Here is a 12,334-nt window from a genome sequence, read left to right on the forward strand (position 1 = left end):
GGCCGCCCGTACGTCCTCCGGGCCGGTCCGACCCGGAGCCGGGAGCCGTGAACGGGCGTCAGAACCCCTGGAGGTCCAGGATGGACATGATCCATGTCCGGGCGGTGAGCCCGCCGGACCTCACCGACGAGGTCGTCGCCCTGCTGGCCGGCGATCCGGGTGTGCTGAACCTGGTCGTGCAGAGCGGCGCCGCGCGCAACCCGGACGGCGACGCCATCGCCTGCGACGTGCTGACGGGGGCCGCCAACGAAGTCCTGCGCGCCCTGCGGGCGCTGTCCGTGGACCGCCGGGGCTCCATCGTCATCGAACCGGTGGACATCGCCTTCTCCGGGCGGGCCGCCGAGGTCCGGGCACGCGCCTTCGGACCGCTGAGCCACTCGCCGGTCTGGGAGCAGGTCGAGGCGCGGATCCGCGCCCAGGGCACGTACGCGCCGAGCTTCTACCTCTACCTGGTGATCGCCGGGATGATCGGGGCGGTCGGGATCGTCACCAACTCCCAGATCCTGATCGTGGCGGCCATGGTCGTCGGCCCCGAGTACGGCGCGATCGTCAGCATTGCGCTGGGCATCGACCAGGGCGACCGGCACAGGATCCGCCAGGGCCTGGTCGCCCTGGTCGCGGGCTTCCTGCTGGCGGTGGCCGTCACCTATCTCTTCAGCGTCCTGATCCGCGCCTTCGACCTGCAGTCGAGGGCGTTCAACGCGGGGCTGCGGCCCGTCTCCAACCTGATCAACACCCCCAACTTCTTCTCGGTGGCCGTCGCGGCGCTGGCCGGGATCGTCGGCATCGTCTCGCTCACCGAGGCCAGGACGAGCGCCCTGCTCGGCGTGTTCATCTCGGTCACGACCATCCCGGCGGCGGCGGACATCAGCGTCTCCGTCGCGTTCGGCAGCTGGAGCGAGGCCTGGGGCTCGCTCGTCCAACTGCTGCTCAACATCGTGGTGCTGATCGTGGTGGGCACCGCCGCGCTCCGCTGCCAGCGGGAGATCTGGCGCCGCGTCGGCCTGCGCCGCGGGCGCGCCGAAGGGTCGTAGCGCCCTGGTCCCGCCCGGGCGGGCGGGACCAGGGCGCTACGGGCCGGGCCTATGCGCCCGGTGGCGCGCCGCCCCCGGGGGCGAGCGGCGGCCCGGCGGCCTTCGGGCCCGGGCCGGCGTCGAGGAACTCCCGGACGGCGAAGGCGGCCAGCACGGCGACGGCGATCCACGTCACCACCGCCGCCGACGGGTAGCTCCAGGTGAACAGCACGACGGCCGCCACCAGCAGGATCGCGGCCCCGATCCACCGCTTGAACCGGTGCACGAACGGTCCGACCGGGCCGAGCCGCATCCCGTGCGAGGAGAACACCTCGCGGACGGCGGCGATGGCCCGGCGGCAGGCGGTCCGGACGGCGACCGCGACGCGGGACGGGCCGATCATGAACGCGCCCAGCGCGGTGATCACGGCCAGCGCCCCGACCGCGCGCACGCTCGCGCGCATGAACCGGATCAGCGTGTCGTACACCGCCCCGGCGGCCGCCTGGTTCGCGCCGGGCGGCAGGTGGTCGAGGTAGAAGGACCGGAACACCGTCAGGACGATCCCGGTCAGCAGCATCGCGCCGGCCACGCCCAGGGCCGCGCCGATCAGCGCCCGGCGCCGGTTCGCGGCCAGGTACACCCCCGCGGCGGCGATCAGCACGGTGATGACCGGGAGCCAGGCGCCGAGGATCTCCAGCAGGCGGAAGTACGACTTGACCTTGCCGATGTCCTTCGAGGCGAAGACGACGAAGTCGGTGTGGACGGCGGGGATCTTCGCGGCGATGCCGAAGCCGGAGTTCACCAGCTCGTCCTTGACCTTGGCCACGATCGGCGCGACGTCGATGGCGACCTGGTTGTTGTCCAGCGAGACCACGCCGCCGCCCTGGCCGGTCAGCGCCTTGTCGAGCGCGGTGTGCCCGGCCCGGTTCGCGTCGACCCACACCGTCTCGAAGGCGTTGCTCGCGACCACCTTGTGCACGGTCGTGCTGACGAGGTCGGTGAGGCCGCTGGTGATCGGTCCGCTCAGGTTGTTGATCAGGCTGGCCGCCTGCGGCGGGACGCCCTGCTGGGCGGCGGCCTCCGAGAGCTGGTTCACCAGGCCCTTCACGTCGATCTGGTCCAGGACGGCCGTGGTGACCCGGGCGGTGACGGCGTCCTGCACGTCCGGGTTCGAGGCCAGGGGGGTGACGGTCTCGACGTACCGGTCCGTGTTGCCGACGATGTCGCTCGTCCAGACCGCGACGACCGACAGCAGGGACAGTACGGAGGCCAGGGCGATCAGGATCACCGCGCCCGACGTCCGCAGCCGGTGCCTGCTGCGGTGCTGCGGGGTGGCGCCCTCCAACGCGGCGATCCGGCGCCGCAGCTCCTCGACCTCGCCGGCCTCGCCCGCTGTGCCGGTCTCACCCGCCTTGTCGGCCTTGTCGGCCTTGCCGAGCCCGGTCGGCGGGGGCTGTGGGGGCTGCGTCGGCCCGGCGGGCCCCGCTGCAGTGGGCTGCTCGCCGGGCGGCCCTCCCGTGGGTGCCCCGGAGGGCGGCGGTGCGTCGCCGCCCCGCTCCGGTTCTCCCGGTTCGGTCGGGTCCGACCCGGACGCACTCGACGCCATGGCACTCTCCCTGGGGTGGGGCCGTGCGCCGACCGCGGACGGCACCTGGCTGCTTCACCCCAGGAGATACTCCCCGTCCCACACCCACCACCGGGGGTATCCGGCTCGGCGGCCCGGTCCGGCACCCCGGAACCCCGTCCCGGGCCGTCCTGCCGGGCGGGGGGACGGTGAGCCGACCGGTGAGCGTTCCGTTCCGGGCACTGGGCCGTAGGGATGACAACTCGGCCGCCGCCCCCGGGGCGGGACCGGCGCGGCCGGGAGTCGCCGCCGCCGCGTGATATCACGGCCTGAATGCCCTCGGGCGCCCGCGTTCCGGACAGAGTCCAGTGCTGAGGAGTGGGGAAGAGCATGTCGGCCGAGCACGTCGGACAGCCCGGGACGGCCCCCAAGGACCCCTTCGCGCTCGTCCGTACCCGCGGGTACGCCGGGCTGCTCCTGATGGCCGCGCTGTTCGGGATCCCGATCTCGGCGGCGGCCTACGGATTCCTCGCCCTCGTCTCCGAACTCCAGTCGCTGACCTACACGGACCTGCCCAGGGCGCTGGGCTTCCACGGGACGCCCTCCTGGTGGCCGGTGCCGCTGCTCGCCGTCGCCGGACTCCTGGTCGGCCTGAGCATCAAGCACCTCCCGGGCACCGGCGGCCACAAACCGGCCGAGGGGCTGGTGACCAGCGGGCCGACCCGGGTGATCGACCTGCCGGGCATCGCGGTCGCGGCGATCGTCTCGCTGGGCCTCGGCATCGTCCTCGGGCCCGAGGGGCCGCTCATCGCCCTGGGCAGCGGACTGGCCGTCGGCGCCGTCCGCCTGGTCAAGCGGGACCTCCCGGCGGAGCCGACCGCCGTGGTGGGCGCCGCGGGCAGCTTCGCCGCCATCAGCGCGCTGCTCGGATCCCCGCTGATCGGGGCGTTCCTCCTGATGGAGGCGTCCGGCCTCGGCGGGGTGACGCTCGGAATGGTCCTGGTACCCGGCCTGCTCGCGGCCGGGGTGGGCTCGCTGATCTTCACCGGCCTGGGGTCGTGGACCGGCCTCGGGACGTACGCCCTGGCCCTGCAGCAGGTGCCGCAGGCGGAGCGGCCCGACATCGCCGACTTCGGCTGGGCGCTCGTGATCGGGGTCGCGGCGGCCCTCGTAGGTACCGGGATCCACCGGCTCGCCCTCTACCTGCAACCGCGGGTCGAGCGGCGTCGGGTGCCGGCCACCGTGCTGGCGGGCGCGGTGGTCGGCGTGTTCGCGCTGCTGTACGCCGAAGGGACCGGCTACGACGCCTCCGGGGTGCTGTACTCGGGCCAGGACGCGCTGAACCCGCTGCTGTCGGCGCAGGCCGGGTACTCGGTGGGCGCCCTCCTGGCACTCGTGGCCTGCAAGGCGCTCGCGTACTCCGCCTCGCTCGCGGCGTTCCGCGGCGGCCCGGTCTTCCCCGCGATGTTCGTCGGGGCGGCGGGCGGGCTCGCCCTCGCCCACCTGCCCGGGCTGGGGGTGACGGCCGGGTTCGCGATGGGCATCGGCGCGATGTGCGTGGCGATGCTGAAGCTCCCGATGACCTCGGTCATGCTCGCCACGCTGCTCCTGGGGACCGACGGCCTCACCGTGATGCCGGTGGTGATCGTCGCGGTCGTGGTGTCCTACGTGCTCACGCTCCGGCTCACCCCGGCCCCTGCCGCCACCTCGTAGCCCTCCTCCTCCGGCGTTCCTACTGGTACCAGGACGCCTCGGTGGGCCGGGACCGGTGGGGCACCTTCTGTTCGGGCATCGGGAGCCGGGTTTCGCCGTCGACCAGGGTGCCGGCGGGCTCCCCCCGGACGGCGCCGGGGAGGCTCACCAGGACCTCGACGGGCCGTGGCGGGTCGGTCGGCAGGACGGTGGTCAGCGACTCCACCCCGGCGTGGTGGCCGTGGACGCGGACGGCCGCCACCTCCTTGCCGTCCACCAGGAGCTCCAGCTGCCGTGCCGTGCCCAGGTAGACCCCCACGGTGACCGAGCAGCCGGCGTGTTCGCGGTGGAAGTGGTAGTCGCGGCCCATGACCGCCTCCGATCGCAGGAGATGCCCGGACTTCATCGTGGCACCCGGGGAGGGCGGGCGCGACGTCCAGCGGGTGCGGACCGGTCCGACGGGGGCGGGAGGCAGGGGCGGGGCCGGCGGGCGGCGGCCGATCGTCAGGACGGCGGCCCCCGGGCCGGGCCTTCCGCGGGCCGTGGTGCAGGAGGTGGGTCACGAGCGGGGGAGTGCGGCTGAGTCGGCGTCATATCCCTGACAGGGCAAGGGGAGAGGGCTGATCGCCGGGGAGTCGAATCCCGCCCGCGGAGCGTGTTGCGGCCCCTAGAGTATGGCGCGTGACCCAGGACAACGCGGACCTCATCGCCGGGCGCTACCAGTTGGTCGAGCGGATCGGGCAGGGCGGCATGGGCCGCGTCTGGCGCGGCACCGACCAGCACCTCTTCGGTCGCGAGGTGGCGGTCAAGGAGATCCTCTTCCCCCCTGGCCTGGGGGAGGCGGAGCGCGACACCCTGCTCAAGCGCTTCATGAGCGAGGCCCGCGCGGCGGTGACGCTGAACCACCCCGGCATCATCACCATCCACGACGTGGTCGAGCACCACGGCGCCCCCGTCATCGTGATGGAGTTCGTCCGCGGCCAGTCGCTCGCCGCCGCGATCCGCGAGCAGGGGCGGCTGCCCGTCCGGCGGGTCGCCGAGATCGGTGCCGCGATGCTCGGGGCCCTCGGGGAGGCGCACGGGGCGGGGATCGTCCACCGGGACATCAAGCCGGACAACGTCCTGCTGACCAAGGACCGGGTCGTCCTCACCGACTTCGGCATCGCCCACCTCGCCGATGCCACCACCCGGCTCAGCCACAGCGGGATCGTCATCGGCACCCCGCAGTACATGCCGCCGGAGCAGTTGGAGGGCAGACGGCCCACTCCGGCCAACGACCTGTGGGCGCTCGGTGCCACGCTGTACCACGCGGTCGAGGGGCGGCCGCCGTTCGACGTCGAGGGGCTGCACGCCCTCGCGATCGCGGTCTTCACCCGCCCGCACCGCCCGCCCACCGAGGCCGGTGCGCTGGGGCCGGTCCTGGACGCGCTGCTCGTCAAGGAGCCGGCGCAGCGGGTGGGCGTCGCGGGGGCCGCCGAGCTGATCGCGGCGGTGCTCGCCGGCTCGTCGGGCGGCTCCTCGGGCGGCTGGGGTGGTTCGGGCGGTGTCGCCTCCGGGCCTTCGCCGGTCCCGCGGACGCCGACGGAGGTCGCCGCGCCTTCGCCGCCGCCGACACCTCCGCAGACCGCACCGCCGGCCGTACCTCCGACCGCACCGCCGTCGACGCCGCCGAGCGTGGGGGCCGGCTCCGGGTCGTCGGGGTGGCGGCCGCTGCCGTACGAGGCCGCGCCGCCCGGTACGGCGCCGTCGGCCCCCCCGTACGTAGGTACGCCGACCCCTCCGTCGGCGCCGTCGCTGCCCTCCACGCCGTCCCCGTGGGCCGATCGCACCGACTCCTACCCGCCGGTGACCTACCGCCCGTCCGAGGACCCGGCCGCCGGACGCCCGCCCCGGCGGCCGTCCGGTGTCCGGCGGGCCGCGGTGGTGGGCGTGGCGCTGGCCACGCTCGCCGTCAGCGGCGTCGTGGCCTGGTCCCTGACGCGTGGCGACCCCTCCGGCAACGGGGGCAAGGCGGATGGAGGGTCCCTGCCGGCGCCGACCACGTCGGCCGCCTCGGCAGGAGCGGCCGGGGGCGACGCGGTGCCCGCCACCACCGTGGTGATCGGCCTGGACGCGCCGCTCACCGGCAGCCTGGCGACGCTGGGCCTCGGCATCAGGAACTCCGCCGACCTGGCGGTGAAGACCGCCAACCGGACCCACCGGGTACCCGGCGTCACCTTCGAGCTGAAGGCCCTGGACGACCAGGCGCAGACCGCCACGGGTCAGCAGAACGCCACCCGGCTGGTGGCGGACGCCAAGGTGCTCGGGGTGGTCGGGCCGCTCAACTCCAGCGTCGCCCAGTCCATGCTGACCGTGTTCGACCAGGCCGGTCTGGCCGACGTCTCGCCGGCCAACACCAACCCGATACTGACCCAGGGGGCCGACTGGGCCACGGGTGCCAAGTCCCGCCAGCACCCGTCGTACTTCCGCACCGTCACCACGGACGACACCCAGGGGCCGTTCGCCGCCCGGTACCTCTACACGGACGCCCGGAAGAGCCGGCTGTTCGTCATCGACGACGGCAAGAGCTACGGCACCGGCCTGGCCGCAGGCTTCAGCAGGGAGTTCGGCAGGCTCGGCGGCACGGTCCTGGGGTCGGCCCACGTCAACCCCGACGACCGCGACTTCTCGCAGGTCGTGGCGACGGTCAGGTCCGCCGGGCCCGACGCCGTGTACTTCGGCGGCGAGTACCCGGCCGGGGCGGCGTTGTCCCAGCAGCTCAAGCAGGCGGGCGTGACCGTTCCCCTGATGGGCGGCGACGGCCTCTACGCGCCCGAGTTCATCCGCGCCAACAGCAAGGCCGAGGGCGACCTGGCCAGTGCCGTCGGCACTCCGCCGGAGGAACTGGCCAGTGCCAAGGCCTTCCTGTCGGACTACCGGGCGGCCGCGTACCCGGAGGAGGCCGGTGTGAACGGCGGCTACGCGTACGACGCGACCTGGGCCGTCATCGAGGCGGTCCGGGCGGTGGTGAATGCCAACGGCGGCAGGCTTCCCTCCGACGCCCGCGGCAAGGTCCTCCAGGCGCTGGCCCGGGTGGCCTTCGACGGCGTGACCGGGAAGGTCGCCTTCGACGAGTACGGGGACACCACCAACCGGCAGCTCACCGTGTACTCGGTGAAGGGCGGCTCCTGGAGCACGGCCAAGGCCGGCCTCTACGCCCCCTGACACGGTGGAGGGCCCTTACCCGGGGGCCCTCCAGGCAAGGGGTGGCTCAGGCGTCGGTGGGGAGCGGGCGGGCCGGGGTGCGGGGCGGCGCCGTCCGCGGCTGGGCGGGCAGCGGCAGGTCGAGCGCCCCGGTGTCGCCGACGGGGAGCGCGAGGGCGGCGACGACCTCGGCGGGCAGCTCGCGCAGGCCGAGCAGACCGGAGGAGAGCCGGGCGGTGGCACGGTGCCAGTCGCCGATCCGCTGCATCAGGGCGTGGCCGCTGCCCGTCACGGTGTAGCCGCAGACCCGCGCGCCGGCGGCCCGGCCGCGGGCGGCGAACCTGCGGGTCTCGGCCGGTGCGGTGATCTTGTCGCGGTCGCCGTGCAGCATCAGCACGTCACGGTCGGCCAGCTGCTCGCACGGGTCCTCCGGCGGGCACCAGGGTGCGAGGGCGACCACGCCGGTGACGTTCGGGTGGCCCGCCGCGCGCAGCGCCGCACGGCCGCCCATCGAGTGGCCGACCAGCACCGTCGGGATGTGGCCCAGCTCCTCGGCGAGGTCGCCCAGGGCGGCGCGGGCGTCCCGGGCGGCATCGGCCCGCTCGCCGTTCCAGCCCCGGTGGCGGTAGCGGACGGTGCCGATCGCCACGCCCGCCCCGGCGGTCTCCCTGCGCAGCGCGCGGACGAAGCCGGACATCCGCAGACCGGGCAGGTTGACCGGGCCGGGCCGGGAGAGGCTGTGCTCCTCGCCGCCGTGCAGCACCAGCACGGCCGCCGACGGCCGCTCCGGCAGCTCGCGCCAGACCAGTGCCCGGTGGCCCGCCGCCGACTTGCCCGTACCGTCCGCGTTCACCTGAACCGTCCCGCCGCCGTCCGCCCTGTGGACCGCCACTGTACGCGCCGGCCCGCCCGCACAGGTTCACCCGGGCGGATCAACGGGCGCCCGACCGGTTCGGCCCGGGGCGGCCCCGGCCGGGGCTGGTCAGGCGGCCGGCCGCTCCTGCTCGCGGAGCAGCCAGCAGATCGCCGTCAGCCGGTACACCGCGAAGTCGTACCCCACCGGCTCCCGCCAGCCGATCTCGCCGAGCGCGGCGAGGAAGCCGACGGCGTAGTCCGAGAGCTCCGCGCGCTCCAGCGGCAGCGGCAGCAGGTCGGGGCCCTGCGCGTACAGCAGCTCGCGCACCTGGGCGGCGTGCTGGTCGACCGCGGCGACCAGGCCGGGTTCGAAGGCGAACTCGGCCAGTCGGGAGGAGAAGGCGGCGGCGATCCCCGGCAGCGGACAGCCGGCCGGCTCGTGGGGGGAGCCCCGGTGGGACTCGTCGGGCGTGGCGAACATCCGTCCACGGTAGGGGAGCGGCGCCGCCGGCACGGCAGGCCGTTGCGCTTCCGTGCTGAGACCTTGGCCACCCCCGGCGGCCCGCCGGCCGTCGTCGCCGCTCCGGCGGGATCCGCGAAACCACGGGGATCATGGGGTGCTCCGTACCAGAATGTGGCGCATGGATCTTCGCATCTTCACCGAGCCGCAGCAGGGCGCCGACTACGAGACGCTGCTGCGGGTGGCGCGGACCGCCGAGGAGCTCGGCACCTTCAGCGCCTTCTTCCGATCCGACCACTACCTGCGGATGGGCGGTGCCCCGGGCGCCGACCCGGCCGCCGCCGTCCGGGCCGGCCTGCCCGGGCCGACGGACGCCTGGATCACCCTGGCCGGCCTGGCCCGGGACACCAGCACCATCCGCCTCGGCACCCTGATGACCGCCGCGACGTTCCGGCTCCCCGGCGTCCTCGCCATCCAGGTCGCCCAGGTCGACGCGATGAGCGGCGGCCGGGTCGAGTTCGGCCTCGGGGCCGGCTGGTTCGAGGAGGAGCACAACGCCTACGGCATCCCGTTCCCGAAGGAGCGGTTCGGGCGGCTGGAGGAGCAGCTGGCCATCGTCACCGGGCTGTGGAACACCAAGCTCGGCGACACCTTCGACTTCGCCGGCCGCTACTACACGCTGACCGACTCGCCTGCGCTGCCCAAGCCCGTCCAGGACCGGATCCCCGTCCTGATCGGCGGCAAGGGCCCGACCCGCACCCCGGCGCTGGCCGGCCGCTTCGCGGACGAGTTCAACCTGCCCTTCGTCTCCGTCGAGGAGAGCGCCGCCCAGTTCGGCCGGGTCCGCGCGGCCGTCGAGCGGGCCGGGCGGCAGCCCGACGAGCTGGTGTACTCCAACGCCCTGGTCGCCTGTGTGGGCCGGGACGACGCCGAGGTGGCCCGCCGGGCCGCCGCGATCGGCCGGGACGCCGACGAGCTCAGGGCCAACGGCCTGGCCGGCACCCCCGACGAGGTGGTGGAGGCCATCGGGCGCTACGCCGAGATCGGCACCCGGCGGGTCTATCTGCAGATCCTCGACCTGCACGACCTGGACCACCTGGAGCTGATCGCCTCCCGGGTCGCCCCGCAGCTGGGCTGACGGCCCGCCGACCGCGCCGCCCCCAAGCCCTAGGGCCGGCCTTCAGGCCCCCGGTGTCGGCCCGCAGGCGGGGGCTTGAAGACAGGCCTTACGAGGTAAGGGGACGGCGCGGTCCTGTGAGCGGACGGTGAAGGGGCTCGGCCGCACCGGGGCTGACCACTAGTCTTTACTCTCTCTTGAAGGGGAAGACTCCTTCGGAGGCGGAAGCCGGGGAGTCAGGGGGAGTGCCGGTGGTGGAGACGAGGTCGTCCGGGGCGGAACGGTCGGGAGTGGAGCAGCCGGGGGCCGGGGAGCCGGGGGCCGAGCGGCCCGCGCCGCCGGGGCGGGTGCCCGTGCCCAGATCCGGGTGCCGAGGCGCGTCCGGGCCGGCCGAGCCGGTGCTGCGCCCCCGTGGACTGCACGACGGGCGCCGCGGGCGCGGGCCGGCCGTCCTGCACTACTCCGCCGACGACCTGCTGGTCGTCTCCGGTCTGCCCGGCAGCGGCAAGAGCACCCTGATGCGGCGGTGCATCCGCGCCCGGCTGGTCGACTCCCAGCAGGTGCGGGAGGAGTTCGCCGCCCGGGTGCCCGGGTGGCTGCCGTACTTCGTCTACCGCCCGCTCGTCCGGGTCGCGCACTACCGGCGGCTGCGCCGTGCGGTGCTGGCCGGCGGCCCGCTCGCGGTGCACGACTGCGGAGCGCTGCCCTGGGTGCGGTTCTGGCTGACCAGGGCGGCCGGCCGGCAGGGGCGGCGGGTGCACCTCGTCCTGTTGGAGGCCACCGCCGCCGAGGCCCGCGAGGGCCAGCACACCCGGGGTCAGGCGGTCTCCGCGTACGCCTTCGCGCGGCACCGGGAGGCCGCCGGGCGGCTGCGCCGACGGCTGGCGGGTACGGGGGCGCCGCCGGCCGGGTGTGCGTCGGCCGTGGTACTCGACCGGGCCGCTGCGCGTGCCCTACGGGAGATCGTCTTCGTCGCGTCGTAGTCTCGGCGGGTCGGTGCGGGGCTGCCTGGACGGACGGAGTGTCAACTTTCGGACAGCCCGGGAGCGCCCCGGTGATGTGGTGGCACGGAAAATGCTCCACCTGCGGCCGATGCGGCCGTGTGTGCTTCCGGGTTATGTCCGATTTGTCGTCAGAATTTTCAGGCCGGAACAGATCTGACGCGTACACGCAGCCCTGCGTACCCTCGGCTCGGCGGCTGCTTGCGGTCGCCGCCCCCACAACTCCCCTTCAGGAGCGCAGATGCGTCGTTCTGCCCGCGTCCCCTCGCGTGTCCCCAGCAGATTCCTCAGCGCCGCCGCCCTCGTCGCAGCTCTCGGGCTCACGCAGTTCGCCGCCCCCTCGGCGTTCTCCACCACCACGACCGCCCAGGCCCCGGCCGCCACCCAGTGCGTCGGCGGGGAGGGCCAGGACGCCGGGGCCCGCAAGCCCGCCGGAAGCCCGGGTGGCCAGGAGCCCAACGCCGTCACCGAGGCCCAGGCCAAGGTCATGGAGGCGGACCTCGCGGCCAAGGTCACCCAGCTCGGCCAGTCGCCCAAGGGCAACGCGCTGATCGCCCCCGGTGCGCTGGCCGCCGCCACGACCATCCCGGTCTACGTCCACGTGGTCCACTCCGGGACGACCGGCAAGCTCAGCGCCACGACCATCAGCAAGCAGATCTCGGTCCTCAACGCCGCGTACAGCGGCCAGGGCGCGGGCAACACCGCGAGCCAGTTCCAGTTCCAGCTGGTCGGCACCGACTACACCGACAACTCGTCCTGGTACAACGGCGTCACCCCCGGCTCCTCGGCCGAGCGGTCGATGAAGAGCTCGCTGCGCAAGGGCGGCGCCAACGCCCTCAACCTCTACACCGCCAAGCTCGGCCAGTCGCTGCTCGGCTGGGCGACCTTCCCGAGCTCCTACCGGTCGAACCCGAGCGACGACGGCGTGGTCATCCTCGACTCCTCCTTCCCCGGAGGCTCGGCCACCAACTACAACGAGGGCGACACCGTCACCCACGAGGTCGGCCACTGGCTGGGGCTGTACCACACCTTCCAGGGCGGCTGCGGCGGCCAGGGGGACTACGTCTCCGACACGCCCGCCGAGCAGAGCGCCGCCTACCAGTGCCCCACCGGCCGCGACACCTGCAGCGCCACCGGCATCGACCCGATCCACAACTTCATGGACTACACCTACGACTCCTGCATGACGCAGTTCACCCCGGGCCAGGTGGCCCGGATGGCCAACTCCTGGGCCGCCTACCGGGCCTGACGGGCCCGGCCGCACCGAAGCCCTGACGGGTGCGCGGGCGATCGGGCCCGCGCACCCGTCAGAACCAGTGGTACCCGGGCCGTGGCGGCCGGGGGCGGAAGGCCCCCGAGCGCCACGGATCACGGTTGCAAGCCCAGCAGCCCCCTCCAGCGCGGCATTTACTGGGCGTATGTCCGGTTTGATCTATGTTTGGGGTGTCA

10 protein-coding genes and 1 pseudogene are annotated in these 12,334 nt (G+C 74.2%); 7 read left to right on the forward strand and 4 right to left on the reverse strand.

Features of this window, described 5'->3' with window-relative positions; genetic code table 11:
- Positions 1 to 80: 80 nt before the first annotated feature.
- Positions 81 to 1,034 carry a DUF389 domain-containing protein gene (locus ACGFZP_RS30045; RefSeq protein ID WP_392939059.1) on the forward strand — a complete coding sequence of 318 codons (954 nt, stop codon included), beginning with the start codon at positions 81 to 83 and terminating at the stop codon, positions 1,032 to 1,034.
- Positions 1,035 to 1,083: 49 nt separating this feature from the next.
- Here the strand turns inward: ACGFZP_RS30045 and ACGFZP_RS30050 are convergent, their stop codons facing one another.
- On the reverse strand, positions 1,084 to 2,619 hold the full coding sequence (locus ACGFZP_RS30050) for a hypothetical protein (RefSeq protein ID WP_392939061.1): 1,536 nt from the start codon (positions 2,617 to 2,619) through the stop codon (positions 1,084 to 1,086).
- 348 nt (positions 2,620 to 2,967) lie between these two features.
- Here ACGFZP_RS30050 and ACGFZP_RS30055 point away from each other — a divergent pair, with 348 nt between their 5' ends.
- Entirely contained in the window at positions 2,968 to 4,290 is a 1,323-nt protein-coding gene (locus ACGFZP_RS30055; protein ID WP_392939062.1) for a chloride channel protein, read from the forward strand.
- Between the two features lie 19 nt (positions 4,291 to 4,309).
- On the opposite strand, the gene ACGFZP_RS30060 is transcribed toward ACGFZP_RS30055, so the two are convergent.
- Positions 4,310 to 4,639: a hypothetical protein gene (locus ACGFZP_RS30060; RefSeq protein ID WP_392939063.1), complete on the reverse strand. Its 330-nt coding sequence runs from the start codon at positions 4,637 to 4,639 to the stop codon at positions 4,310 to 4,312.
- A gap of 311 nt (positions 4,640 to 4,950) precedes the next feature.
- Here ACGFZP_RS30060 and ACGFZP_RS30065 point away from each other — a divergent pair.
- Positions 4,951 to 5,592: pseudogene (locus tag ACGFZP_RS30065) on the forward strand (serine/threonine-protein kinase); the annotation flags it as partial.
- 600 nt (positions 5,593 to 6,192) lie between these two features.
- Positions 6,193 to 7,473 carry a branched-chain amino acid ABC transporter substrate-binding protein gene (locus ACGFZP_RS30070; protein ID WP_392939351.1) on the forward strand — a complete coding sequence of 427 codons (1,281 nt, stop codon included), beginning with the start codon at positions 6,193 to 6,195 and terminating at the stop codon, positions 7,471 to 7,473.
- Between the two features lie 46 nt (positions 7,474 to 7,519).
- On the opposite strand, the gene ACGFZP_RS30075 is transcribed toward ACGFZP_RS30070, so the two are convergent.
- Together ACGFZP_RS30075 and ACGFZP_RS30080 are read right to left on the reverse strand one after the other, a co-directional pair.
- The gene (locus ACGFZP_RS30075) at positions 7,520 to 8,245 is read right to left on the reverse strand and encodes an alpha/beta hydrolase (protein WP_392939353.1); all 726 of its coding nucleotides are present in this window, start codon (positions 8,243 to 8,245) and stop codon (positions 7,520 to 7,522) included.
- Between the two features lie 189 nt (positions 8,246 to 8,434).
- Complete coding sequence (locus ACGFZP_RS30080) at positions 8,435 to 8,788, reverse strand: DUF6401 family natural product biosynthesis protein (protein ID WP_392939065.1); 354 nt, start codon at positions 8,786 to 8,788, stop codon at positions 8,435 to 8,437.
- A gap of 160 nt (positions 8,789 to 8,948) precedes the next feature.
- On the opposite strand from ACGFZP_RS30080, the gene ACGFZP_RS30085 reads away from it, so the two are divergent.
- The 3 genes from ACGFZP_RS30085 to ACGFZP_RS30095 all read left to right on the forward strand — a co-directional run bounded on the left by ACGFZP_RS30085 (position 8,949) and on the right by ACGFZP_RS30095 (position 12,134).
- Complete coding sequence (locus tag ACGFZP_RS30085) at positions 8,949 to 9,905, forward strand: LLM class F420-dependent oxidoreductase (protein WP_392939067.1); 957 nt, start codon at positions 8,949 to 8,951, stop codon at positions 9,903 to 9,905.
- Positions 9,906 to 10,282: 377 nt separating this feature from the next.
- Complete coding sequence (locus ACGFZP_RS30090; RefSeq protein WP_392939068.1) at positions 10,283 to 10,867, forward strand: AAA family ATPase; 585 nt, start codon at positions 10,283 to 10,285, stop codon at positions 10,865 to 10,867.
- Between the two features lie 259 nt (positions 10,868 to 11,126).
- Positions 11,127 to 12,134, forward strand: coding sequence for a zinc metalloprotease (locus ACGFZP_RS30095; RefSeq protein WP_392939070.1), 1,008 nt, complete (start codon positions 11,127 to 11,129; stop codon positions 12,132 to 12,134).
- Positions 12,135 to 12,334 lie beyond the last annotated feature (200 nt).

This window comes from Kitasatospora sp. NPDC048239, from assembly GCF_043202015.1.
Taxonomy (GTDB): Bacteria; Actinomycetota; Actinomycetes; order Streptomycetales; family Streptomycetaceae; genus Kitasatospora.

Coding starts and splice junctions, on each gene's coding strand:
- ACGFZP_RS30095 (WP_392939070.1), top strand. CDS start 11,127: ATGCGTCGTTCTGCCCGCGTCCCCTCGCGTGTCCCCAGCAGATTCCTC.
- ACGFZP_RS30085 (WP_392939067.1), top strand. CDS start 8,949: ATGGATCTTCGCATCTTCACCGAGCCGCAGCAGGGCGCCGACTACGAG.
- ACGFZP_RS30080 (WP_392939065.1), bottom strand. CDS start 8,788: ATGTTCGCCACGCCCGACGAGTCCCACCGGGGCTCCCCCCACGAGCCG.
- ACGFZP_RS30050 (WP_392939061.1), bottom strand. CDS start 2,619: ATGGCGTCGAGTGCGTCCGGGTCGGACCCGACCGAACCGGGAGAACCG.
- ACGFZP_RS30045 (WP_392939059.1), top strand. CDS start 81: ATGGACATGATCCATGTCCGGGCGGTGAGCCCGCCGGACCTCACCGAC.
- ACGFZP_RS30055 (WP_392939062.1), top strand. CDS start 2,968: ATGTCGGCCGAGCACGTCGGACAGCCCGGGACGGCCCCCAAGGACCCC.
- ACGFZP_RS30060 (WP_392939063.1), bottom strand. CDS start 4,639: ATGGGCCGCGACTACCACTTCCACCGCGAACACGCCGGCTGCTCGGTC.